Annotated in this window: 21 protein-coding genes, 2 tRNA genes and 4 pseudogenes; 9 read left to right on the forward strand and 18 right to left on the reverse strand. The window is 37.9% G+C overall.

From position 1 onward, the window contains the following. Nucleotides 1-10: 10 nt before the first annotated feature. Entirely contained in the window at nt 11-1,066 is a 1,056-nt protein-coding gene (locus IPK31_16485) for a hypothetical protein (protein MBK8089399.1), read from the reverse strand. A 14-nt stretch (nt 1,067-1,080) separates the two neighbouring features. Here IPK31_16485 and IPK31_16490 point away from each other — a divergent pair. Next, nucleotides 1,081-1,816, forward strand: a pseudogene (locus IPK31_16490) (RNA methyltransferase). Nucleotides 1,817-1,912: 96 nt separating this feature from the next. On the opposite strand, the gene IPK31_16495 reads toward IPK31_16490, so the two are convergent. Further along, complete coding sequence (locus IPK31_16495; GenBank protein MBK8089400.1) at nt 1,913-2,542, reverse strand: SDR family oxidoreductase; 630 nt, start codon at nt 2,540-2,542, stop codon at nt 1,913-1,915. Nucleotides 2,543-2,767: 225 nt separating this feature from the next. On the opposite strand from IPK31_16495, the gene IPK31_16500 reads away from it, so the two are divergent. After that, the gene (locus IPK31_16500) at nt 2,768-3,190 is read left to right on the forward strand and encodes a hypothetical protein (GenBank protein ID MBK8089401.1); all 423 of its coding nucleotides are present in this window, start codon (nt 2,768-2,770) and stop codon (nt 3,188-3,190) included. A gap of 86 nt (nt 3,191-3,276) precedes the next feature. Here IPK31_16500 and IPK31_16505 read toward each other — a convergent pair whose 3' ends face one another. From IPK31_16505 to IPK31_16540, 8 genes and pseudogenes are all read right to left on the reverse strand, one after another. Further along, nucleotides 3,277-4,281 carry a hypothetical protein gene (locus tag IPK31_16505; GenBank protein MBK8089402.1) on the reverse strand — a complete coding sequence of 335 codons (1,005 nt, stop codon included), beginning with the start codon at nt 4,279-4,281 and terminating at the stop codon, nt 3,277-3,279. A 38-nt stretch (nt 4,282-4,319) separates the two neighbouring features. Beyond that, complete coding sequence (locus IPK31_16510) at nt 4,320-4,877, reverse strand: HAD-IIIA family hydrolase (protein MBK8089403.1); 558 nt, start codon at nt 4,875-4,877, stop codon at nt 4,320-4,322. A gap of 59 nt (nt 4,878-4,936) precedes the next feature. Further along, entirely contained in the window at nt 4,937-5,521 is a 585-nt protein-coding gene (locus tag IPK31_16515; GenBank protein ID MBK8089404.1) for a D-sedoheptulose 7-phosphate isomerase, read from the reverse strand. Nucleotides 5,522-5,535: 14 nt separating this feature from the next. Then, a pseudogene (locus IPK31_16520) lies at nt 5,536-6,589 on the reverse strand (glycosyltransferase). Between the two features lie 133 nt (nt 6,590-6,722). Further along, nucleotides 6,723-7,106: a GxxExxY protein gene (locus tag IPK31_16525; protein MBK8089405.1), complete on the reverse strand. Its 384-nt coding sequence runs from the start codon at nt 7,104-7,106 to the stop codon at nt 6,723-6,725. A gap of 63 nt (nt 7,107-7,169) precedes the next feature. Next, complete coding sequence (locus tag IPK31_16530; protein MBK8089406.1) at nt 7,170-8,111, reverse strand: glycosyltransferase family 2 protein; 942 nt, start codon at nt 8,109-8,111, stop codon at nt 7,170-7,172. Between the two features lie 25 nt (nt 8,112-8,136). Continuing rightward, entirely contained in the window at nt 8,137-8,670 is a 534-nt protein-coding gene (locus tag IPK31_16535; GenBank protein ID MBK8089407.1) for a DUF4199 domain-containing protein, read from the reverse strand. A gap of 10 nt (nt 8,671-8,680) precedes the next feature. Continuing rightward, nucleotides 8,681-9,946: a dihydroorotase gene (locus IPK31_16540; protein MBK8089408.1), complete on the reverse strand. Its 1,266-nt coding sequence runs from the start codon at nt 9,944-9,946 to the stop codon at nt 8,681-8,683. Between the two features lie 123 nt (nt 9,947-10,069). On the opposite strand from IPK31_16540, the gene IPK31_16545 reads away from it, so the two are divergent. From IPK31_16545 to IPK31_16555, 3 genes and pseudogenes are all read left to right on the forward strand, one after another. Continuing rightward, nucleotides 10,070-10,143 (forward strand) — tRNA-Pro (locus IPK31_16545). A gap of 50 nt (nt 10,144-10,193) precedes the next feature. Further along, a tRNA-Pro gene (locus IPK31_16550) sits at nt 10,194-10,267 on the forward strand. Nucleotides 10,268-10,420: 153 nt separating this feature from the next. Further along, nucleotides 10,421-13,342, forward strand: a pseudogene (locus IPK31_16555) (FAD-binding protein). 126 nt (nt 13,343-13,468) lie between these two features. Here IPK31_16555 and IPK31_16560 read toward each other — a convergent pair. The 5 genes and pseudogenes from IPK31_16560 to IPK31_16580 form a co-directional block, all read right to left on the reverse strand. Then, the gene (locus IPK31_16560) at nt 13,469-14,716 is read right to left on the reverse strand and encodes a hypothetical protein (GenBank protein MBK8089409.1); all 1,248 of its coding nucleotides are present in this window, start codon (nt 14,714-14,716) and stop codon (nt 13,469-13,471) included. After that, nucleotides 14,701-15,864 carry a hypothetical protein gene (locus tag IPK31_16565; protein MBK8089410.1) on the reverse strand — a complete coding sequence of 388 codons (1,164 nt, stop codon included), beginning with the start codon at nt 15,862-15,864 and terminating at the stop codon, nt 14,701-14,703. The genes IPK31_16560 and IPK31_16565 overlap by 16 nt, the downstream gene beginning before the upstream one ends. Before the next feature lie 56 nt (nt 15,865-15,920). Continuing rightward, nucleotides 15,921-17,039 (reverse strand): DUF4249 domain-containing protein, encoded by a 1,119-nt coding sequence (locus tag IPK31_16570; GenBank protein MBK8089411.1) that lies wholly within the window; start codon nt 17,037-17,039, stop codon nt 15,921-15,923. A gap of 68 nt (nt 17,040-17,107) precedes the next feature. After that, a pseudogene (locus tag IPK31_16575) lies at nt 17,108-19,895 on the reverse strand (TonB-dependent receptor). A gap of 207 nt (nt 19,896-20,102) precedes the next feature. Further along, entirely contained in the window at nt 20,103-20,645 is a 543-nt protein-coding gene (locus tag IPK31_16580) for a hypothetical protein (GenBank protein MBK8089412.1), read from the reverse strand. A 332-nt stretch (nt 20,646-20,977) separates the two neighbouring features. Here IPK31_16580 and IPK31_16585 point away from each other — a divergent pair, with 332 nt between their 5' ends. Genes IPK31_16585 through IPK31_16600 form a run of 4 tightly spaced genes read left to right on the forward strand, consistent with a single transcriptional unit; the run spans nt 20,978 to nt 23,112 of the window. Beyond that, nucleotides 20,978-21,541 (forward strand): M23 family metallopeptidase, encoded by a 564-nt coding sequence (locus tag IPK31_16585; GenBank protein MBK8089413.1) that lies wholly within the window; start codon nt 20,978-20,980, stop codon nt 21,539-21,541. A gap of 32 nt (nt 21,542-21,573) precedes the next feature. Then, nucleotides 21,574-22,191: an RNA methyltransferase gene (locus IPK31_16590; GenBank protein MBK8089414.1), complete on the forward strand. Its 618-nt coding sequence runs from the start codon at nt 21,574-21,576 to the stop codon at nt 22,189-22,191. 10 nt (nt 22,192-22,201) lie between these two features. Beyond that, a complete protein-coding gene (locus IPK31_16595; GenBank protein MBK8089415.1) occupies nt 22,202-22,771 on the forward strand; it encodes a TlpA family protein disulfide reductase in 570 nt (189 codons plus the stop codon). Beyond that, nucleotides 22,738-23,112 (forward strand): TPM domain-containing protein, encoded by a 375-nt coding sequence (locus IPK31_16600; GenBank protein MBK8089416.1) that lies wholly within the window; start codon nt 22,738-22,740, stop codon nt 23,110-23,112. The genes IPK31_16595 and IPK31_16600 overlap by 34 nt, the downstream gene beginning before the upstream one ends. Nucleotides 23,113-23,145: 33 nt before the next feature. Here the strand turns inward: IPK31_16600 and IPK31_16605 are convergent, their stop codons facing one another. The 3 genes from IPK31_16605 to IPK31_16615 are packed head-to-tail and all read right to left on the reverse strand — an operon-like array spanning nt 23,146 to nt 25,676. Next, complete coding sequence (locus tag IPK31_16605) at nt 23,146-23,748, reverse strand: redoxin domain-containing protein (protein ID MBK8089417.1); 603 nt, start codon at nt 23,746-23,748, stop codon at nt 23,146-23,148. Between the two features lie 30 nt (nt 23,749-23,778). After that, the gene (locus IPK31_16610; GenBank protein MBK8089418.1) at nt 23,779-24,744 is read right to left on the reverse strand and encodes a YihY/virulence factor BrkB family protein; all 966 of its coding nucleotides are present in this window, start codon (nt 24,742-24,744) and stop codon (nt 23,779-23,781) included. 29 nt (nt 24,745-24,773) lie between these two features. Beyond that, the gene (locus IPK31_16615; GenBank protein MBK8089419.1) at nt 24,774-25,676 is read right to left on the reverse strand and encodes an endolytic transglycosylase MltG; all 903 of its coding nucleotides are present in this window, start codon (nt 25,674-25,676) and stop codon (nt 24,774-24,776) included. Between the last annotated feature and the right edge of the window lie 72 nt (nt 25,677-25,748).

A 25,748-nucleotide genomic window follows, 5' to 3' on the forward strand; every position in this document is an offset into this window, starting at 1 on the left:
TTGAGTTTGTTCAGTTCATCGGCAGTAAGGAAACGTCAATTGCCCTGTAAATGCTGTCGGGTCTTAATACCAAATGCTGTCTGATGAAATAGGGTTTGAACTTTTCCTTTTTGTATTTAACGGAGATGCCTCTTCTTGTATTTGTTTGAAAAGGGGAGGCTGCTATATTGGTGCCGGGAATGGTTGTTGCTGTATCAATTCCATCGTTCTTAAACTCAGGATAAACGGTGATGTTGCGGTTGTGATAAACCCTGAAAGCAGATGTATCAATATTGGGCTTGGTACGGATGTACACATTCACCAGTGGATTCTTTCTTCTTTCCTGGGCTTCCAGCAATACTTCAAACTGGCGGATCGGATCCAATGCCAGTTCCGGATCAAGTAATTTTAAAAAAACAGTATCCACATCGGCATATAACAAATCTCTTGTGGCATTGTAATAGCCATTGTTCCGGTACAGTTCAATCAGCCTGTCCATTTCTGCTGCAACTATTGCTTCAGTAAACGGTTCGCCTTTTTTCAGCAGACTGTTGGAAAGATTTCTGTAAGTGAGTTCTTTCAGCACCAGCAACTCATTGCGGCTTGAATCATTCGGCAAAATAACAATAGAGTCCATCCTGAAAATCGGGCCGGTTGTTACATTGAAGGTTGTAATAGCTCTGTACTGTGGCTTTGCTCCATTTACTGTGTCGATATAGGTTGTATCGGTGACTTTACCGTTATAGAAACCGATTGTTTTGAGAAAGATCTCCATGTTCAAGGCACTCTGTTTGGCGTAGCTTGTATCAAAAACAGCCGGGTTCATGAGCCTTTTGAAGAAAACATAGGACTGCTTAACGGTGGTATGCATGCTGTCGTCGAGCTGGGTTATCAGGCGGTCGTTAAGAACAGATTTTTCATCTTTGCTGAGGTCCTGCGATTTTACTTCAATTTTATTATCATACACAAAAGGACGTTCTTTGGGATAGTTTTTTATGCTGATATATTTCCTTGTGCCGCAGGCGGCAAAAAATGCAGAAGAAAGGCCAATAAGGAGAAATTTAAACAATGCCCGGGTGAATGTCATAAAATAGTGAATCTATGCTAAGTAAAACCGAAGTCAAATATATTCAAAGTTTAGGCCACAAAAAGAAGAGAGGAAGAAAAGCTCTTTCTGGCTGAAGGTAACAAATTGGTGGCTGAGTTTATCCGTGAAAAGCCGGGGCAGGTTTTTCGGTTATACGCAACCGAAGAATTTTTTCAAACGCATCCTGATGCAGAGAAAATTCCCGTAAAGCATATCATCACAGAAGAAGAACTTCAACGCATTTCACAACTGCAAACGCCTAACCAGGCACTGGCTATTATCAACTACTTTCCTGTAAAAGAAATCAGCAAACTGGAGAATGAATGGTATCTGGCACTGGATGGCATCCGTGATCCCGGCAATATGGGTACCATTATTCGCCTTGCCGATTGGTTTGGCATCAGCAATATCATCTGTTCACCTGATTGTGCTGATATCTACAATCCCAAAGTTGTACAGGCAACCATGGGCAGCATCATCCGTGTAAATGTGGTGGAGAAAGATCTTTATACATTTTTAGCAGATCAGCAAATTCCTGTTGTTGGTGCAGTGCTGGGTGGAAAAGAACTTTCTTCTTTCAAATTTCCTTCATCAGGTGTTTTGGTAATTGGCAACGAAGCCAATGGCATCAGCACTGAAGTGATGCGTTTGCTTACTCATCAACTCATGATTCCACGCTTTGGTGAAGCAGAGTCGTTGAATGCAGCAATTGCCACGAGTATTTTTTTGTGGGAGATGAAACGCTCCTGAGATAGAAACACTGATGACGCAGATGGGACGGATTGACACAGATTTTTGAAATAATATCTTATCCGTAACAATCTGCTTTATTCGTATTTCTATCAGCTATGTTGCGCTGATACCAACCCTTGCCTGCACATATTCATTCTTCTCCAGTTCATTCAGCATAAACTGTGCAAGGTCTCCGGCATTAATGTGGTTCAGGTTTGGATCAGGGGGATAATCTTTATTGGTGATATAGTTTCCTGTTGGCCCATCATTGATAATATCCGGACTGCACACAAATGTCCATTCCAATCCGGAAGCCTTTAAGTATTCATATGCTTTGCGGTGTTCATTACCAACGGGAATATATTCTTGCGGATAATCTTTCTCATCCATGAGCAACAGGTTTTCTTTTGCATTTAAGATGCCCATTCCGCCTAATGCAACAATGCGCTTTACAGCAGCCTTCTTCATTTGGGCAAGAATGTTTTTCATTCCCAGTGAACGGGTTTTATCTGTTCCGTCAAATGCACCACCAATACTGCTTAAAACTGCATCACAACCCTTAATAGCATCATACACTTCACCTGCATCAAACAAAGCGCCTTTTATGATTTCAAGATTTTCATTATTTACTTCGAGATCAAAGACATTTCTTCCGAAAGCTTTTACAGTATGCCCTTTCCAGAGAGCCTGTTTTACCAACTGTAAGCCAACCTGGCCGGTTGCACCAAATACAATTAATTTCATGTTTGTTTTTTTAAGGTGAAACAACAGTTACAAGTTAGACCAAATAGATTTATAAAGTACACCAAATCTTTCCGGTATAATACCGACAGACAATGAGTTTCTTTGAAATTGATTGGATTAATTAACATGTCTCGTCGGTATTACGCCCGAAGCATGGATTTGTTAAAGTTTATTTTACTGTCAACCATTGGCATAGTTTTCCAATCTTTGTTTGAAATAGATCGTTTGAAAAAGAATATTCTCCTGTTATCGTTTGTATTGATGTCTGGTTTTCTGAAGGCTCAGAAAATAGACAGCCTGTTTTTTAACCTGTACACAGACAGTTTGAAAAAAGGTTCCTGGAATTATATTAATGTAGATGCAAGACTGAGTAATGGAAAATATGTACCGCTCGGCGCAGACCAGCTGCACATTAAAACCAGTAATGGAAAGTTGCAGGGCAACAGCATCTGGATTGACTGGAATATTACGTATCCTTTTATTACAGTAGAAGTGGAGCTGAAAAAAGATGCAACTGTAAAAAAATCAATTACTATCTGGGTCAAGAAAAAAGACGAACAGTTAAATGCACCTGCAGATGATTCTGTGCTGCAAAAGATCAACGACAGAAATAAATCAAAATCAACAAAACGGAGGAGAGGAAATTAGTTTTGTCACGTTGAGCCTGTCGAAATGTTGACAGGTAATGATTCGATAGTTGAAAAGATATTCAATCGCTCACAAAGGAATCCTTCTTACCCACCACCAGTCTTCTTCTTCACCGGAGGTTTTGCTGCCGGCTTCTTTTGTGTTTTAGGAGCAGGAGTTGTTGGAGCCGGTTTCTCTATATCATCCGGGTTATTCTTCTTATTAAAGTCAAGGGCTTCAGGAACAGGAGCTTCACCATCTTTCAGTTTAAAATTAAACACTTTGTCAATGTGCAGCCATTGCCCGTTTGTCCATTGAAAACCTTCATAGTCGCCATCGGGGATTACTGTAGATTTTTTATTTGGTTCATTGCTTTCGGAGATCAGGTGATCAAACAAAATCATATCCATGTCTTCATCATACTGCACTCTTGCTCTTCCATCTTTTTTATACTCCAGTAAAAAACGGTTCATACCAGGTTTGGGAATACTGTCTTTTACAAAGGAGAAAGCAGAAGCCAATCCAAATACAGGAACACCTTTCTCATCAAACCTCATTACATCAATCCATTTTTTGGTAGAGCGGTTATTGTTTTCATCATAACCGAGTAAGGTGTAATATTTTTTACCGAGATATTCTTTTTCAATGATGCGATAGTAAACTGCACCAATCCATCCACCGGGATCAGCAATGGTATCTGTATCAGCTTCTGTAAATTCACTTACATCACGCAGGGGAATAAATTTCTGATTGCCGTTTGGTTTACGCATCTGTATAAATCCACGCTGACGGCAATAGTCATCATCTTTCACTACCTGCCAGGTAAAAATGCGGAAGCTGCTGTCTTCACTATATAATTTTGAAATGGCTCTTAATGAATCAAACGGGAAATAAAAAGAGTTGTCCTGGATAAGTGCCCTTACGAGTATTCTTGTAAAGTTGCTGTCGCTGCGGAAACGAACGGCTGCATCTTTACCATTCACAATATCAAATGCAAACTGTTTCAGAGAATCCTGTCTTGTTTTGAATTGCTTCAGTTCAGCAGGAGTCAGCTTCTGTGCAGATGCAGCAAGAACAGAAAGTAACAGGAAAAAAGTAAAGATTTTTTGCATTCAACGTATTAACTGATTCGGGGCAAAATTATTGTGTTTCAGGCATTGCTGCTGAGGTCTTTGGCAAAGGATAACAAATCTTTATACTGTGCATCTACCGACAATGGATCAGGTGTTTCTTCAGCACGGGTAGGGAGATATACGGTATATGCTCCGAAGTTGCGGCCAAACTTCATATCATTGGGCATATTACCCACCATGATTGATTTGCTGAGATCAATTTCAGGGAACTCAGCTTTTGCCTGCAAAGCCATGCCGGGATTGGGTTTTCGGTTAATGTCTTTATTATCAATTGCCGTGCAGCAATACACTTTATCAATCCGTCCACCTGCAGCATGAATCTCCTGCAGCATCTGTTCATTGATTTTATTCAGTTCATCCAATGTCATTAAACCTTTCCCAACACCAGCCTGGTTGGTTACTATAATTGTGCGTTGAAAAAAAGGATAGAGCAATGCAATGGCTTCTAATGAACCCGGACGAAAATGAAATTCATCCCAGTTGCGGATATAATCGCCGACCACTTCTTCATTGATAACGCCATCACGGTCGAGAAATAAGGTCCAGTCTTTTGTAATCTTTGGTAATGGGGTCATGTTCAATGGTGAATAGTAAACCGTATTGGCAGAAATTTTTCTTGTAAATGGTGAATGGATCATGAATGTGTTGCAAAATATCTTTCTTCAACCAGTTGACAAATAATATGACCCAGCATGATATGACTTTCCTGGATACGTGGAGTAACAATAGATGGTACATTGAAGAGATGATCACTCAGCTCTTTCAGTTTGCCACCCGTTTCACCCGTAAAGCCAACCGTGATCATTCCTTTTTCTTTGGCGGCTTTAAAAGCTTCAACAATATTAGTTGAGTTGCCTGAAGTAGATAATCCAACTAAAACATCGCCATCATGAGCAATTCCTTTGATTAATCTTGCATAAGCCACTTCAAAACTGTAATCGTTGGCAATGGCGGTGAGATAAGAAGTGTTTACATGCAATGCTTCAGCAGGCAAAGCATCACGGTCTAAATAAAAACGACCGCTGAATTCAGCAGCTAAATGCTGAGCATCGGCAGCACTGCCGCCATTGCCGCAAAACAATACTTTTTTACCCCGGTGAAAAGCTTCAACGATAATATTGGTTACCTCATTCAACCGTTTGATCGTTGCTTTATCATTCAACAATTGCTGTTTTACTGCAATGGAATCACTGATGATCTGTTTGATTTGCTCACTCATAATACAAATGTAAATTATTTATAGGCGAGTTGAAAAATGGCATTGGTCATTTTGCTCCAGGCATATTTTTGTTTTTCTTCACGAAGTTGGGGAAGATACTGTTGAGTTCCTGTTTTCAGAAAACTCTGCATGGCATCGGCAATGGAATCAACTGTTGGTTCACAAACCAAACCTGATTTGCCATGCGGAACATTTGCAGGGAGCCCACCTACATTGGTAACGATCATCGGCACTTCAAAATGATAGGCGAGGGGAGTAACACCGCTTTGAGTAGCATTGCGGTATGGCTGCACAACTGCATCTGCTGCACAGAGATAATATTTTACTTCACTGTCTGCAATAAATTCTGTTTTTAAAATCAGATCGTTTTTGACACCGAGTTTTTCAATCAGATCATCCTAAGATTTTCTGTCTTCGTAAAATTCACCGGCTATAAGAAGTTTGTAGTTTTTAGTTTGTAGTTGGGAGCGCTTGAGTTTTGCAAAGGCTTCAAGTAACAAGTCCAATCCTTTGTATTTACGAATGAAGCCAAAGAATAAGAAGATGAATTCGGTTTGATTAATATGCAGATGATTTCTTGCTTCTTCTTTGTTGATGATACTGCCGAAATGATCATACAATGGATGTGGCTCTAATTGTGCAGGCTTGGTTTGTGTAAAGGAACGCAGATCGGTCAGCACCTTATCACTCATGGTAATGAATGCATCTACCGGTTTAATAAAGTATTTTGTAAATGCGTGATCGCCCATTCTTTTTTCATGCGGCACAACATTATCAGCAATACAAATGATTTTGCTGAATTTATTTTTCTTGATTCTTCTCAGAATTGTTCCCAATGCAGGTCCCATTAATGGTAACCAGTAACGAACCACTACTAAATCAGGGTTTAGATTTTTTGATTTCAGTACCAACAGCAATCCAGTTGAGTGGATTGATAGAATTGATCCTCGTATGAATGTTCAGATTTGCCGGTGCTGGTTCAGATGAATATTGAGTTGTTCCGGGAAATAAAAAATCAGGGTATTGTAAGCTGAATGAATAGATGGTTACACTATGACCTTCATCCATGAATTGTTTTGCAAGCCGTTCGTTGAAAGCAGCAATACCGCCACGCAGTGGGTGTGCCGGGCCAACGATAACGATTTTTCGGGATGAATTTAATGGAGTCACTGATTGAACTGATTCTGCTGATTTAGAAGATTTATTTGATGTCGTTTGAAAAAATCTTTCTTTTTACCTGGGGCTTTATTCCAAACAGTAAAAGTAAGCCTACTTCATAATTTGTTGCTTTCAGGTAATTTGTTAACTGTAACTCATGATTAATAATAGTTTGTTCCATATCTCCGGCCTTTAACTCCAAAATAACTTTATTTCCAACCAAAATATCTGCGTAATAATTACCGACTTCCAATCCCAGGTTATATACTTTAATCGAAACCTGATTTTCGGCAACAAGACCGGAATTTCTTAATTCAATCAATAAAGCGTTTTCATAAACCTTCTCAAGAAATCCATATCCAAGTCCATTATATACGTTGTAAAAACAACGAATTATTTTATCAGTGAGTTCTTCGTGTAAGTACATAGGCAGTCGAAATTTATGATCAGTGGAAATCTGTATAATCAGTTCAATCAGTGCATCTATCTCTTACACGCCAACTTTTTCCTCAATAAGATAAGTGTTTCTCTCAGGTGAACTTCTGGAAATCAGTTCACCAATAAATCCTGCAAGAAATAATTGTGAACCGATGATCATTACCGTAAGTGCAACATAAAATGCTGGACGGTTGGTAATGGCATTACTGCTGTCAATTATTTTTGAAACGGCTAAATAGATACTGATGCCAAAGCCGAGTAAAAAACAAAGCGTTCCCCATAAACCAAAAAAGTGCATGGGACGCTTTCCAAACTTGCCGACAAATGAAATGGTAGCCAGATCTAAAAACCCATTTACAAACCGTTCCCAGCCAAACTTGGTAATGCCGTATTTACGTTTGCGATGTTCAACTACTTTCTCGCCAATTTTCCGAAAGCCGGCCCATTTGGCCAGCACCGGAATGTAGCGGTGCATCTCACCATATACTTCAATGCTTTTGATCACTTTGTTATTATAAGCCTTCAATCCGCAATTGAAATCGTGGAGTTTAATGCCACTCATTCTTCTTGTAGCAGCATTGAAAAATTTTGAAGGAATATTTTTGGTGAGCGTATTGTCGTAACGCTTTTTCTTCCAGCCACTCACTAAATCAAACCCATCTGTTACAATCATTTTGTACAGGTCGGGAATTTCATCGGGACTATCCTGCAGGTCAGCATCCATGGTAATAACAACCGTTCCCTGTGCAGCTTTAAAGCCTTCGTTCAATGCAGCTGATTTACCATAATTACGCTGAAAGCGAATGCCTTTGATATTGGCATTCGCTGTTCGTAATTGCTGAATTACTTTCCAGGAATCATCGGTACTGCCATCATCCATTAAAATAATTTCGTACGATAATTGCTGTTCATTCGCTACCCGTTCAATCCATGAACAGAGTTCGGGTAATGATTCAGCTTCATCTTTAAGTGGAATAACAATACTCAGGTTCATAAATAGTTAAATATGTTGAGGCATTTCAGTGCCTGGAATCTTCTTTACGCATTATTAAAGCAATAACGAAAGCAAAAAACCACTGATTGAAATAGAAATCAAAAAGCTTTTTACTATCTGACCAAGTTTCTGTAGCTTTTTTCATTTCATCAAATTGTTTCAGTGAATCTTCTCTTTGTTTAGCAGAAATCTGACCCTCTGGCATTTTATCAAACATTTGCTCCATTCCTGCTTTCATTCTATTTACAACATCAGGATCAATTACTGTAAGATGGAGATAATTATAGATCCCATATATCAATTCAAATATTAGAACCGAAATGAATAGCGTTTGAAACAAATTCTTTAAATCAATTACTCTGCGTGGCTCAAGTTTTCTTCGCTGGTAAGCCTCGAAAAAAAGGAATCCCAAAACAAGTATGTAGCCAAAAAATGCTATTGACCCAAAAACAATAAAATTTGAACTGAAAGTCCATCTTGCAAACAACACTATTACATATAACAATCCAATCAAAACTCCATATGTTGCCCCAATTGAAATATTTTTATTCTTTTCCATAAACAAAGTTTTAGTTGAGTTTTAACTGATTGTTACTGATAATGCCGATTACTTTTCCTTTCAGTTCTTTGCCAATAAAGGCAGAGTTTCTTGATTTGGATCGTATAGCATCTGTTGTAAACGTATAAGTCGTTTGAGGATCAAAGATTGTTACATTGGCCATTGATCCTTCTTTAATCGTTGGTACATCTAATCCTAAAATCTTTCTCGGATTGATGCTGATAAGCTCCACCCATCTTTCAGCACTTAATTGATCGCCGAAAATGGCACCCATTACACCATAACATGTTTCCAGTCCAATCATACCGGGTTTAGCGTATTCAAATTCACAGATCTTACTATCGTATTCATGCGGTTCATGATGAGTTGTAATACAATCAACCGAACCATTCAATACAGCCTGCTTCAACGCTTCTCTTTCAGTAGCAGTTCTTAAAGGCGGATATAATTTCAGGTTCGTATCATAACTCTGCAAATCTTCATCACAGAAATATAAATGTGCAGGAGTAACCGAAAAGCTTACTGCTGTTCCTATTTGTTTGGCCCTGTTAATATACTCAATACTTTTGGGCGAAGTAATACCGGTTAAATGCAGTTTTGATTCTGCATACCTGGTGAGTTTAATATCTCTTGCCACCTGTATTTCTTCAGAAAGAATCGGTTTGCCCGGTAAGCCCAATCTTGTGCTGATGATACCTTCGTTCATTAAACCATAGGTGCCGATTGTTTTGTCATCAGGTATCTGAATGATGGTTCCTTTAAATGCTTTTACATATTGAAGGGCTTTCAATAAAAGTCCGGCCGATTGAACAGGGTTGATGCCATCAGTAAACGCAATGGCTCCTGCCGATTGCATATCATACATTTCTGCGAGTTCTTTTCCTTCTGTTTGTTTGGTTACTGAACCGGAAGGGTGAATGCTGACAGCTGCATTTCTTGATTTTTGCACAATGTATTCAACCTGCGATTTTCCTGAAACAACCGGTTGTGTATTGGGCAGTACCATCACTTCTGTAAATCCGCCAGCAGCAGCAGCTTCAATTCCTGTTTCTAAAGTTTCTTTATATTCAAAACCAGGATCGCAGAAATGCGTAAACAAATCAAACCAGCCCGGTGAAAGATGCAGATTTGGCTGATCAATAGTCTTGTCTGTTGAAGCTGAAATAGATTGTGCAATTTGTTTGATCTGTCCGTTTTCAATCAAAACGTCCTGCGTGGTTGCATGAAATGGAGAAGCCGGATCAATAATGCGTGCCTGCCTGATGAGAATTGTCATGTAACGGGTTCATATTAATGCGGCGCTAAGATCGTTGTTTTTTTGATTGATTTTGTATCAAATGCATTTAAATCTTACTTTTGCCCCCCACACAAATTCAGTGATGAATTTCGGTTTTCAGTTCGGGACGTAGCGCAGCCCGGTAGCGCACTAGCATGGGGTGCTAGGGGTCGCAAGTTCGAATCTTGTCGTCCCGACTTGTAAAGGCTTCACTGAAGAGTGAAGTTTTTTTGTTATTACCGGTATTCGGGATGTAGCGCAGCCCGGTAGCGCACTTCGTTCGGGACGAAGGGGTCGCTGGTTCGAATCCAGTCATCCCGACTTTTTTAAGTTGTATGTTGGAAGCTATTGTTTATTTAATAGCTTCTTAATTGCTGATTAATTCTTTTAAATCAACGAAACTAACAGTCATTCCTCCTTCATGTCTTAATTTCGCTACAAGAAAAGAGTGCATTCATACATTAACTATTTGAGATGAAGGAGAAGTTGCAGCAACTGAAAGCAGAATTAGAAGGGGATTTATTTCTTGACGATACAATCAGGACTTTATACGCTACCGATGCATCGGCTTACCGGGAAATGCCGTTGGCTGTTGCCATTCCCAAAACAAAAGATGACATTAAAAAACTGATTGCCTTTGCTGCTGCTGAACAGACATCCGTTATTCCACGCACGGCAGGTACTTCACTGGCAGGACAGGTTGTGGGCAATGGGATCATCGTTGATGTATCAAAAAATTTCGCTCAAATACTTGAACTGAATAAAGAAGAGAGCTGGGTTCGTGTGGAACCGGGTGTTATCCGTGATGAATTAAATATGTTTCTGAAACCGCATGGTTTGTTCTTTGGCCCTGAAACTTCTACAGCCAACCGTGCCATGATGGGCGGAATGGTGGGCAATAATTCCTGCGGAAGTAATTCTGTTGTGTACAGAAGTACAAGAGAACATCTGCTTGAAGTAAAAGCGTTATTGAGTGATGGATCTGAAACAGTGTTCAAAACATTATCGATTGATGAGTTTCATCAGAAATGCGAACTGGATAATTTAGAAGGGAAGATTTATAAAAACGTAAGAAGCTTATTAAGTAATTACGAAAACCAGGAAGAAATCAGGAAAGAGTTTCCAAAAAAATCTGTTGAACGCCGCAATACAGGTTATGCCATTGATTTGCTGGTTGAAACAGCTCCGTTTACTGCAGGTGGTGAAGATTTTAATTTCTGTCAGCTGATTGCAGGTTCAGAAGGAACGCTGGCTTTTCTTACAGAAATTAAATTAAATGTTGTTCCATTACCGCCAAAAGAAATTGGTTTGTTATGTGTGCACTTTAATTCCATTGATGAATCATTAAGAGCCAACCTAATTGGTTTAAAATATAAACCCAGTGCAAGTGAACTGATCGATCATTATATTTTAGAATGCACCAAGGGAAATATTGAACAGAGCAAGAACCGTTTTTTTGTACAGGGCGACCCGGGTGCTATTCTTGTGATTGAATTCGCAAAAGAAACCAAAGAAGAAATTCTGGAGATAACGAAACAGGTAGAAGCAGAAATGCGTGCTGCAGGATTGGGTTATCATTTTCCTGTTTTATTTGGAGCTGATACAAAAAATCTGGGCGCTTCGTAAAGCCGGACTTGGTTTGCTGGCCAATCTTCCCGGCAACGAAAAGGCTGTGGCGGTAATAGAAGATACTGCAGTGGATGTAAATGATCTGCCTGAATTTATCCGTGAGTTTAATGTTGTGTTGAAAAAGCATGGATTGTATTCGGTGCACTATGCACATGCAGGTTCGGGTGAAATACATCTTCGTCCTATCATCAACTTAAAAACAAAAGAAGGCAATAAACTCTTCCGCAGCATTGCTGAAGAAGTAGCCACACTGGTTAAAAAATACAAAGGTTCATTGAGTGGTGAACATGGTGATGGACGTTTGCGTGGAGAGTTTATTAAACAAATGGTGGGAGAGAAGAATTATGAATTGCTGAAGCAGGTGAAGTATAGCTGGGACCCCAATAATATTTTCAATCCCAATAAGATTGTTGATACACCTTCGATGAACACAATGCTGCGTTATGAACCAGGGCAGTTTACGCCGGAGTTCAAAACCATTTTCCGTTTTCATCAGCAGGATATTCTGCAGCATGCAGAACAATGCAACGGATCGGGTGATTGCCGTAAAACACATTTGAGTGGCGGAACCATGTGTCCATCTTTTATGGCAACACGCAATGAAAAAGATACAACAAGAGCAAGAGCAAATATTCTGCGTGAATTCTTAACTCATTCCAATAAACTGAACCGCTACGATCATAAAGAAATTTATGATGTAATGAGTTTGTGTTTGAGCTGCAAAGCCTGTAAGAGTGAATGTCCATCGAATGTGGATATGGCGAAACTGAAAGCAGAATTCCTGCAGCATTATTATGATGCCAATGGTGTTCCTTTCCGTTCAAGGATGATTGCCAATTTCACTGCCAGTGCAAAAGTGGGTTCTGTTGCACCATCGGTTTACAATTTCTTCATGACAAATAACTTTACCAGTAATATTATAAAACGTACTGTTGGATTTGCTGTGAAGCGTTCAATGCCGACACTATCGAAAGTGACCTTGAAAGACTGGTTTGGGAAAAGACCAACAACCAACAACCCAAAGCCAATAGTTAAAGGGAAAGTATATTTATTCTGTGATGAGTTTACCAATTACAACGATGCACATATTGGTATCACTGCTGTTCAGTTATTGGAGAAGTTAGGTTATGAAGTAGTGATTCCTCAACATGAAGAAAGCGGAAGAACCTGGCTGTCGAAAGGGTTGGTAAGAAAAGCAAAACTGATCGCCAATAAGAATATTGAATTGCTGAAGGATTTAATTACTGAGGAAACACCATTGATTGGCATTGAGCCATCAGCCATCTTAACTTTCCGTGATGAATATCCTGACCTGGCAACAGATGAAAACCTGGCTGCTGCAAAGTCATTGGCGAAAAATGCATTATTCATTGATGAATTTCTTGTTAAAGAAATAGAAAAAGGAATGATCAGTAAAGAGTTGTTTACCAAAGAATCAAAGTTAATCCAGCTGCATGGGCATTGTCAGCAGAAAGCAGTTGGTTCGCTTGCAGGTTCAGTTAAGCTGTTATCATTTCCGGAAAATTATAAAGTGGAAGCTATCCCTTCAGGATGTTGTGGTATGGCAGGTTCTTTTGGATATGAAAAAGAACACTATGATGTGTCGATGCAGATAGGAGAGCTCGTGTTATTCCCAACTGTCCGTAAACAGGAAGCAGAAACCATTATTGCTGCTCCGGGTACAAGTTGCCGTCACCAGATAAAAGATGGAACGCAGAAAAAGCGTTTCATACAGTTGAAGTATTGTACAACGCTTTACTGTACTGATTTTTGTCACTTACAAACAAATATAAGGTTGGCATTTGATTCAATAAAATGGGCTTCCTGTCTTTTTCAAAATGATTTAGATACGCTCATTAATCAGCATTGAAATTTTTATTCAACGTATTGGTATCATTTTTTCACTTGAAACTGCAGCGTTTGACTGCCAGTTTTACCATTTTCAGAAAGACCTTGCAATACAATTACGTAATTACCGGGCAAATCGGAACAATAAAAGCTGATTTCCTTTTTCCCCGTTTCATTAATTATAATATCGGGAGCCCAATACAAAACGTTTCTGTAATCCGGAAGCCTGGTTTCATACTGTTCTTTTGACTCATAAACAGGGGAAAAAAACTTTCGTTGTAATTGGAGGCCTTCATAGTCTATAACAGTAGCATTGGGATCCAACTCATATTCACTAAGGTTGCCACCATATGTAACCATATTTACAATTCCACTGAAAAGCATGTTCTCAAAGTGGTACATTCGTTCAATGACCTCCAGCTTTTCTATATTCAATGGGTTATACGACATTAGTTTATTACCGTTAAAAACAGGTACTCCATTGAGAAGCAGCAGCGGATCTTCGTCAAAAAATAGCTGTTGATTGATGTTGTATACAGAAAATCGATAATTCCCATTTATTTTCTTTACTTTAACTTCTCTCACGTATTCAATCATTACCTCTTCCATTGTTGTAAATCTTACATAATTATCCAGTAAGTATGTAATATCCGGCTTAAAGAAAAAGGCACTGCTATCAATTAGTGTATTGTATTGATTAAATTTTTGATTGTTGTAAACAGCCTGTATCTGAAGAGCTGCATGACGTTTTTCTAATTCCGGTTTCTTCAACTGCTGCAAAGAGAAAATGGGTAATGGTCTGTTTGCATAACCAGATGAAAAAGGGTTGTCAATCTCTACACTATACAAACTGTCTTTTTGTGAATTCGCCTGAACAATAATTTCACCCTCATTATAAAAATCTTTGTTATTGAACATTACCTTTCCGTTTGTATCACTTAAGGCTGTGTGCAACTGTAATCGCTTTCCAACTACAGAAAAATACACGGGAATATCTTTTTCGGGTAAGTTTGATCCGGTTTTTACCACTCTTCCTGTAACAATATGGCCATTGTACTCTGGTAAAAATTTTAATACTGGTTTATTTCTCTCCTGTATATCTTCCCATTTAAATCTTCTCCATCCATGTGTAAGCATAAGGTTATCCATCGCTTCATGAACTTCCGGTGTATTTGTGCTAAAGTAATATTGTTGTGATTCAATCGTTCCTGTTAGGTCAGAAGTTAGCCATAAATAATTTCCTATATTCATTTCATCTGCAGGTTGCAGCGAATCAGTCAAATAAACAGCCATTGACATTTTACTTTTTTTAGTTCTCCATTACTGTCACTTACTGATATGTTAATATTTACTTTATTCCGAACACCATAATCTGCTGAATCAGTTTCCATCATTACCTGCAGTTGTTTTTCCGGGTATTTAAAAAATAAACGTTCACAAACAGGATGATTACTTGCGTCAAACAGGGTGAAATGTGTTATGCCTTCACCTAATTTATCTTTAGCAATCAAAAAATCAAGAGCCCCATATTCAAGTTTCCCTGACAAAGCAAGCTTTATTGAATTTCTGGTATGTGCAAACAAATACACTGGATTGAAATCAAAATCATGTCCTGCAGCTTTAACAGTAACTTTAAGCTGGTCTGCATCATGATCCGTTAACTGCATTACATAACCATTTTCGTATGCTTCGGGCAGTTGCTCTGATACGGTTTCTGCATGCGGGAGAGCAACGAGTGCCCTGTAGGTTTGACCAGATTCTGGTTTCAGATTAAAATGCCCAATACCAAATTTCACTGTGTTAAACTGAAGAATTGTATCATTCGCATCGTTAATAATTACTCCACTGATATTTATTCCTTTCCCATTTTTATCAACCATTCGAACGGCGACCTTACTCTCAATATTGTTAACCAGATTACCACCTTCTGGAAAGAACTGGAGATCGTATTTTTTTATCGATTGTACAATTGTATCTTCTGCTGGTTTTTTTGAATTAACGATGGTGAGTGTTTTTTCAAAAAAATAATCAGCACTAAAATTTTTCATCCAATTTGTATAAGCCCTTAGTTTATACCTGCCTGAAATCAAAGTAACAGGCAATTGTAAAGAACCATTACCATCACCATTTTTCAAGGCTATCTTGGTTTGCAATACGGAATGATTATTTCTGTCAAGAATTTCTACATAAGCCAGTTTACTAAAATCAAGAGGATTGTGAACCACAGCGTCAACATTGTAAATTTTAAACCAGCAAAGCTCTCCAGCCAGGTAAAATGTTTTATCTGTATGCAGGTATATTTTTTCCTGTATTATAGTTTGGCGATAGTTTTCAAATTGATTTAAAACAGCTTCATTCGGTTGATTTTGTGCTTTAGCCTGTACAGCCAAAAAAACAGCAACCAGAAAGCCAATCAAACTATTCACTAATTTCCTCTTCAAGGGGTTCTGTTTTGTAAAATTTATATTGATTATATATTTCATCGGTTATACACGGGTTATGGCCAAAAAAATGGTTTAACATTTGAGCCTCTTACAGTACAGTCTACACATTCACTCGATGCAACATCAAAAGATAAAATTTTAGGTGGAAATGTTGGAGGAGTAGCATATGTTGAAGGGAGAGTAGGAGTTACTCCTGCCATTTTTTTAATTATAGTATCACTGACGTTTGTAAGTGAAGAAAAAGAACAGGTAATTGGATAAAAATTCCACCCTCCCACATTCTGTGCTGAAATGAAAATTCGTCTTTCAGTAATATTGCAAATATTTACATAACCTATCACTGGCTCGGACGGATCAGATACACAATGAATATTTCCTTTTAATTCACCCGGCTGTGCATCAAAAATACTTCCCAGTTGTTCCGTATTTTTCTTGAGTTTTTCAAGAAATTCATAGCCTTCTTTACTTAACCCGTATTGTTTTATGTTGATACTGTACAGGATACTCAATTTCTCCGAACCTCCTGATACGAATGCAATTGGCATGTAAATGAAGTCCCTTTCCAGTTTTGCTGAAGAACCAATAAGTAATTCGCTGGATGTATTGGATTGCCAACACCTGTATATTGAGGAGTCAATACCAAAGTTTACACTGTCACGATAAGCTATTGAAAAACTATCTCTGTTAAACCTGTCTTTAAATCCCTGGAATTTCAGCATAGATGCGAACTGCGATTTTATTTCCCATGTTTCAATATAATCCCATTGGTAGTAACGGGTATTATTAAGCTGATTGTTTGTAGTTAAATATAATTGAAGACCTCCGTTCTCTAATTTCCATGTAATACTGTCAATTGGAGGAGAGGCTTGAACGTCAGCAAAATCAGACAGGTATTCTTTTCCTGCTGCTGTTTTAATTCGCAACCTGTATTGCACAGTTGAGTTCAGGGGCAGGTTGCTGGCAGTATAATTTCCTTCACTGCTTTCTGTAAGATTATATGAACTGTTATCATTCCCTTCCACTTTTACCAAAGCACCTTTTTCGTATTTAATACTCTGCAATTGATTTTCCAGTTTTAGTGTTCTGCTTAATTTAATGGTCGTGTTTCCCTGACCACTGCTAATAGATCCTTCTACTACAAGAAAACCTGTATTGGGGATATGAAGGGTCAGTTGTAGTTTTCTTTACAGCCAGCAAGCAGCAAAAAAAGCAACAGGTATATAGAAAGTTTTTTCATTTTTTAAAACTTGATGTTAAAGTTTGCATAAGGAATAGCACTTCCAAAAATGGATAGTTTATAGCCATTGATTGCTCCATTCTCCGACACATAATAAACTGAATAGGGGATTTTTTCTGCCAGTTAAATTAAACACACCAAATGTCCATGAAGTGTGAAATTTTTGGTGAACCTTATGATTGCCTTCAATAGTCATTGCAATATCTGAGCGGAAATAATCAGGTATTCGATAGGCATTTCGATTTGTGTAAAGTGTTCGTTGCCCTCCTGCATAATAAAATAAGCCTATTGGCAAAGTAATGGGCCGTCCTGTGCTGTAAGTAGAGTTAAATGATACACTAAAACGGTGATTGAAACGATAGTTGCTAATAAGCGTAATGTCATGCGGCTTATCATAGTTTGCCGGATAGTAATTACCATTGTTGATCATTTCCCCGGCCAGTGGGTCATCTACTTTTAATAGAATACGTGACCATGTATAACTAATCCACCCATTTAGTTTGCCAGCTGTCTTTTTAATCAGCAACTCAACACCATAAGCTTTCCCCTTGGTGCCTAATACATCTCTTTCGAGGTTAGGGTTCATTACCAGCTTTGCTCCGCTTTTATAATCAAGATAATTGGTTATATTTTTATAATATGCTTCTATTGAAGTTTCAATTGTATTTGAAGCAAAGTTTTTATATAAACCGAGGGAAAACTGACTTCCATACTGTGGCTTAATGTTGGGGTCACTCAACTTCCAGATATCGGTTGGCGACATGGCTGCCGTGTTTGAAATAGAATGAATAAACTGGCGTTGTGTATTGAACGCAGCCTTGATTGAGAAGCTGTCGTTGAAGAGATAAACCAATGATAAGCGAATTTCAGGACCGCCATAAGTCTTAATAAAATCTCCATTTCCAAATTTGTCTGATCCAATATTATTGGCTTCTGTAACAGGGAGTCCTGGTGCATAACGATTTATGTTTTTCGGCCCGAGATAATTAAAAACACTGTAACGGATTCCTGCATCAACAGAAAATGAGTTGAACTTATATTTATCGCTTATGTATAAGGAGCTTTCCAGTGCCTGCTCTGGTGCAATTACATCCGAAATAACTAATGATTCATCACCAAAAGGCTGATACGACCCAGGGTTTAATTTATAAAAAAGAGAATTTAATCCAAAATCGAAACTATGCTTATTGTTTAAGTAATAATTGAAGTGTGTTCTGAAATATGTTTGGTTGATAGCAAAATTCAGTTTATAGCCAGTAGCGGGCAAATAATTACTTGATGTGTAATACTCATAACTGTCGTAACCTGCTGCAGTAACATTGTTGAATTTATTATTAAAAATATGTTTCCATTTTACTGATATGTTTTTATTGCCATAGCCAAACAACGTATCACTGTTGAGATTAAACCGATCGGTGCTCATATATCCGGTAATATAAATAGTATTCTTTTTATTAATCTCATGACTAATATTGAGATTAAGATCATAAAATGCAGCCTGACTGTTTTTATATTGATCTGGTAACAGGTTCAGCAGCCAGTTTGCATAGGTGGTTCGTCCTGCAATAATGAACGATGATTTTTCCTTTACTAAAGGACCTTCCAGTTCAAGCCTGCTCGTTAACAAGCCAACACCAGCCGAGCCAGCCATTTTTTTCTTATTCCCTTCACGGCTATTTATGTTGAGAACTGATGAAAGTCGACCACCGTAACGAACAGGGACGCTGCTTTTGAATAATTCAACATCTTTTACCACTTCAGGGTTTAAGGCAGAAAACATCCCAAAAAAATGGGATGGATTATAAATCGTGGCTTCATTAAACAGAATGAGATTTTGATCTGCAGCACCACCACGTACATTTAATCCTGTACTTGCCTCACCAACAGTTTTAACACCCGGAAGAGTGGTTACTACACGCAAAAGATCAGCTTCACCAAAAACAACCGGAACCTGTTTGATGGTTTTAATATCAATTTTCTGTACGCTCATTTGCGTACCTTTTATATTAGTAATTTTCTGTGCAGAAATAGTGATATTCTTCAGCGTCATTACTTTTGAGACTAATTCAATATTCAATTTGCCATTACTATGTAAGAAGATCTGTCGCCTTGTATCATTCATGCCAAGGCTTTGGATGTTGAGTATATGCTTGCCTTTCGGCAAGGAAAGTGAAAAGTAACCATATTCATCAGTTGTTGCTCCAAAACCTGTTTTATCAATGTATACAGAAGCACCTGCAATTGGCTCTCCTGTTTTTGCATCACTTACGTAACCGGCAATGGTAGCTGTACTTTGCTTATTTGGTGAAGATCTGTCCCCAACTTCATACAATTTGTTTTCCAACAAGGCTTTTTCAGTTGGTTTGACAGGGTTGGCTTCACGATTTTCAGTCACTTCATAAGTAACTTCATATTCAGACTTTACGTTATTTTTTTTTGTGGATGTAAAAAAATCATCTGACAATTTAAGATTTGGCTTTCGTTCTTTACTAATAAACACATGCTTCTCATTGTCTATTTCGTAAACAAAAGGAGTTTTCGAAAACACCTGGTTTAAAACTGACAGAAAGGATTGGTTCACGCAATCTACAGTGACTTTTAGCGTATCCAACTGCTGGAGATCGTAATAAAAATAATAACCTGATTGTTTTTCCAACAGTTTAACAAGGTCAGTTATTGAAATATTTTCAGTTTTTAGTGTAACAAGAACGGTTGATGTGTCTTTTTGACCATAAGTATTCAGGAAACTGAAAAGAACAATTGTAAACAGTATATTCCGGGGCATTGTCATTTTACTTTGTTATCTGGTCATAAAATGCAGTTACCTCAATCAACATACGCTCTCTGTCTTCTTTATAGCTTAATTGTTGAATTTGTATAAAGAGATCAATTTTATCACGTTTGTCATTATAAATTTGGGATATTGACTGTTTATTTTTTACTGTGTAGATATGGTTATTCATTTGAATATAGTATTTTGTTTCTGTCTCTATATTTTTCAAAACCCCTTCTCCTTTAGTTCTGAAAAAGTCTTTGATCTTTTTTGTTTCCTTTTAATAAGCGCACTTTTCCCCTCATATAGAAGTTCATAGAACCCGGGCTTAATAGCAGGCTGAACGAGCTCATCTTCCGTGATATGTATAAAGTTGTGTGCTAAAATTTCAAAACGGGATATTCTATTTGATAATAATTGAATGAGGAGGTTGCTTTGATGAAGCACTACAACGCCAGCTACTTCATCATAAGATAAAAGAACGTCAGGGTAGAAAATGCTATCGTAAACAATAGAACCTTGTTCAGGATTGCCTGAACTAAAATATGGATGACCTTCTTCAAATGGGAATGTATATCCATAATAACTGACTCCATTGAATACACCACGTTGATTACCCATTTGCTTATGATAAAGTAAAACTGTGTTTTCGATTGCTTTCTTATAAAAAAAAGTGTCGGCTTGGGAAGATTGTGCAACAGATTGATAATGAAGACAAATTATGCAGGGAAAAAAAAGTGAAATTACATTTATAAAATATTTTCTCATACTGAGTGGAGTTATATCTCATCAATTACAGCGACTTACTCTATTTGATAAATGGAAAGTATACAAAAACTTTGTTTTGTCTACTTTCAGTGAACGATTTTATACGAACGGTTAATTTTAGCAATTTACTCTTCTTTTTTGCTCAGCAGGTTTTTCGTATTCCAAGTATCCGTATTAATATGATTTTGTAAACGAAAGCCAGTAATTGCAGAAACGAATCTTACAAGTATAATATGACCATTGACCACTATATACCAACTAATCTCTCCGTATTTTTGCATTATATGTTTAAACAAGCCTTGTGCCTGATAACAGTATTTTCAATAGTGGTTATGATTAGCAGCTGCACTGTCAGCAAAGATCCTGTACGTGCAACGATCAAACAATTGCAGAAAGGTAAATTGAAAGATGATACCAGTTTTGTGTATCAACTGCCATATGAAAATCACAAATCTTATATGCTGGTACAGGGATATTTCAGCCATTTCTCACATAAGAACCGTGCAGCACTTGACTTTAAAATGAAACGTGGAACAACTGTTTGTGCAGCAAGAGAAGGTGTGGTAGTACGGGTGAAAGAAGATGGAGATAAAGGTGGCTGGAACAGGGATTACCGTCCTTATGGTAATGTAATTATTATTCAGCACAATGATGGATCGAGGGCAGGTTACTGGCACCTGCAATTTAATGGTGCAATGGTAAATGTTGGTGACACAGTAAAACAGGGACAGCCGATTGCTTATAGCGGAAAAACAGGGTATACGCTGTTTCCGCATCTGCACTTTATCGTTTGGCGTTCGGGTAATGGCAGCTGGCGTCAGGTTGCAACAAGATTTCAAACAGCAAATGGAATAAAATTTCTACGCCCGATGAAGAGATATAAAAGAGTTGATTAAGCAGCAGAGCTATTTTCCATTAATTTCGTTTTATGACTCCAGAACGCCGTGAACGATTACTATCAGTCCTCCGCAAACGACAACCCGATTTAACGGTTGTACTTGAGAATGTATTTGATCCGCATAATATTTCAGCTGTCATGCGTACCTGTGATGCTGTTGGCATACAGGAGGTATATGTTCTTACCAACAAAATTCCAAAGCATAAAAAGTGGGGAGCCAGAAGTTCTTCCAGTGCAGCCAAATGGTTAACAGTTCATCAGTATGAAGATGCAGAACAATGCTTTGCTGATATCAGGAAAAAATATGAAAAAATTTATACCACCCATCTCAGCAGTGATGCCGTGAGTTTGTATGATATAAATTTTACAGGAAGTGTGGCACTGGTATTTGGCAATGAGCATAACGGAGTAAGTGAAGAAATAAGAGCGATGGCTGATGGTAATTTTTTGATTCCGCAGATGGGCATTATTCAGTCCCTGAATATTTCTGTTGCCTGTGCAGTGAGTATTTATGAAGCCTTACGGCAGAAAACAAATGCCGGTCATTACCAGCAGCAACGGCTCAACGACGGAACATTCAATACATTATTGGATGAGTGGGGATTTCGGGCTGATGATCTGGATGCAATACAGGAAGAACTGAAGTAATTTTATAAGAATGAAACGAATCCTGTTTTCCATCCTGTTTATTTTTTCATTCAGTTTGTTGAATGCACAATCCATTAAGAGATGGAAGATGGAAGATTTGCTGAAATATATTGACCAAAGTGATTCTGCTTTGATTGTAAATTTCTGGGCAACATTTTGTGGGCCTTGTATTGAAGAGATTCCTTACTTCCAGGCAATTACAAAAAAGTATGAGGGAGAGAAGGCCAAATTGCTGCTGGTGAGTTTGGATTTTGATGAGAATTATCCTGAAAAGATCAGTGCTTTTGCAAAAAAATATGGTTTTACTGCTGAAATTGTTTGGTTGGACGAAAGTAAGCCAGATGAATTTTGCCCAAAAATTGATACCAGTTGGAGTGGTGCGATGCCAGCGACTTTGTTTGTGAATCCCAAATTGAAATACAGGCATTTTGCTGAATCAAAATTGAATGCAGAGAGATTTGAAGCATCAGTCATAAATCTTACAAACCATAAGTGTCCCGAAAGTTTACCTGCTTATTACGGATGGGTAAATGATTTTGAAGATATATTTACAGATACAGAAGAAAAGAACTTGCTCTAAAAATCGAACGAATCAATCAGCAAAAAACTGCACAGATAGTCCTTGTTACCATAGAAGATTATCACCCTGTTGAATCGATATCTTTGTATGCTTTTTACATAGGTCGTTGTTGGAGAATAGGTGAAACTGAAACTAAAAATGGAATAGTTATACTCGTTAGCCGAAATAGGAAAAAAATATGGATATCCAACGGATATGGTATTGAAAGGAAAATGAGTGATGTAGAAACCAAAGAAATTATTGATCAATATATAATTCCTTCCTTCAAAGGAGGTCAGTATTATAAAGGCAGTATAGATGCAATCAATGAAATTGAGAAAAAACTAAAAAAGGATGATTAATCATCCTTTTTTTTATTCTGTTGCTTAAGATTTTTACGATTTTCGTTTAATGCTGCAGCCCATTGCTTTTGATTTTGTCATGCTCACTGTTTTTCCTGTCACCAGTTCATCAACAGCAACTTTCAAATGATCTCTTGTGCTTTCAGAAGGTGTCTTTGGATTGTCGGTAATTGCACCATGATACACCAGTTTCATGTCCTTATCAAACAGGTAACACTCAGGAGTAACTTTCGCACCAAAAGCATCGGCCATAACAGAGTTATCATCCATTACATAGGGCCATTTGTATTGCTGTTCTTTAGCATATTCTTTCATCCGTTCCTTTGAATCATCACCGCTTCTTTGCGTTTCATTTGAATTGAGAACGATCACTCCAATGTCTTTTGACAAAGCATAACTGTAGCCATCTGTGGCTACCTGTTGATTCTTAACAACCCATGGACAGGTATTGCAGCTGAACACAACCAGCAGCCCATTTTTCTTTTTCACATCATTAAATGAAAACTCTTTACCTGAAACATCCTTCATTTTTACAGAAGGTGAAGGAAGGCTGCTTCCAATACTTAATTCATCAGGTAAGAAACGAAATGCCATCAAAGTAAGGATGGCAGCAAATGAAAGAATTATTTTTTTCATGATGAAAGTGTTTCCTTAAAGTTACATCGATTACTGCTCTGGTTTAATACCGCTCATCTCTTCCTGAAGCCTTTTATCTGAATGCTTTTTGAGCACTTTAATGCTTACGTTCAGTTCAAAACCAATCAGTAACACAAGCGAAATAAAGTTGATAAAGATCATGAGAATCAGGATGGTACCTATTGAGCCATAAATACTGTAGGAAGCAAAATTGTTGATCCAGAAAGAGAATAAAAAGGTGAAGGCAATAATCAGGAAGCTGGCAATGATTGAACCTGGTGAGATAAGCTTCCATTTCTTTTCAACCGATGGGGCATGCCGGTAGATAAATGCGATGGAATAAAAGAACAAACCAACTATCACAACCCACCGCAATACAATGATCAGCCATTTTACAAATTCATTATCAATATTCAGCAGTTTGAGCAGCCAGTTGAATAAAGCACCCTGTGTAATTAATAAAATGATGCTGGCAGTGAAAAGCAGCATGATGATGAAGGTTAATTTAATGGCCTTCCATCGATACGCAAGAAATACCCTGCTTTCTTTTTCATGAATTGACCGGTTGAAGCTGTGAATAATTCCCAATACGGCGTTGGAAGCAAAATAAATGGATGTAACAAAACCAATGGAAAGCAAACTGTTTTTCGGACGTTTAAAAAAGTCATTCAGAAAACTTTCTACAATATTTCTTGTGGCAACGTTGGGAGTAAGATCACGTACAAATGAATTCACTTCATTGTAAAACTGATCTGCAATTGGAAATAAAGGAACCAATGAAAACAAAAAGATACAGGCGGGTGGGAGCGCCATGATAAAATTGAAAGAAATAGCTGCAGCCCTTTCTGTAAACCCAACTTTTTTTACCTGTGCAAAAAAGAATTCAACCACATCATACAATGCAATGCCTTCAAAGCCCGGTGGACGCCAGCGTTTACTGAACCTGATCAGTGAACGGATAATGGGCAAATGATATATAAAGCGTGCAACAGTCATCCTTGCTCAAAGTAAATATTTTTAGTGACTTACTGAATCTTTAAACTGTCTAACCATTGCTGGTAAGCTTTTGCATTCTTTAAGTGTTCAGCATCGGTTGCTGCAAATGCATGATAGCCGTTCCCATTTGGTTTGGCACAGAAGAAAAGATAATCTGTTTGTTTTGGATTTAAGACTGCATCAATTGTTGTTTCAGATGGCGTGCAGATGGGGCCGGGTGGTATTCCTTTATTCTTATAAGTATTGTAAGGTGATGATGCAGTTGAATTGATATGGCCGAACAGAATCCGTTTAAGTGTGAAATCGCCAACAGCAAACTTATCCTGCTCAGGCGTTAAGCCCAATGCTTTTGCTTTTTGTTTACGTTCCGCTGTCCAGAATTTATTGCGTTGTTCATTCAGTTTACTGATGATTTTTTGCGGACTTGTATTCCACAGTAAAGAATAGGTGTTGGGAAATACAGCCGTCATGATTGTATTGGTATCAAGTCCAAATTTTTTCAGCGAATCATTATTGTTGAGATATTGTATAATGGTTGATGAGTCCGATTCAAATTTTCTTCCAATCAGTGCAGCAAGATCTTTTTTTGTACGGAGTTTGGTGATGATGAGATTTACAGGAGTTTGAGAACCATTTCTCAGTTTCCTGATCAATGTAAATAAGCTGCTGCCATTTGCAATTTCATATTTACCCGGACGAAGACGTTGCCATACTTTTAATTTGCCTGCTGCCAGTTCAAATAAACCAAGACTCTTGATAAATCCTGAATCTTTTAATGATATAAGTACGGCTTCTTTACTTGCCGCACCTGTATGGATATACAAATATTTTTTTGGTTCATTGAAATTGGTTGCAGAGCCAAAGAATTTCAAGGCTATTACCAGAACAACTACCAGAAGAAGAGTAAATAAAAAAGTCAGAATTTTTTTCATACAGTTTGTTCAATAGAATTGTTGCAGATGAAGTGAGTGACACAACAACAGTCGGGCCATGTTCTAAAGATG

The sequence above is a fragment of the Chitinophagaceae bacterium genome (assembly GCA_016713085.1).
In the GTDB taxonomy this organism is placed as follows: domain Bacteria; phylum Bacteroidota; class Bacteroidia; order Chitinophagales; family Chitinophagaceae; genus Lacibacter.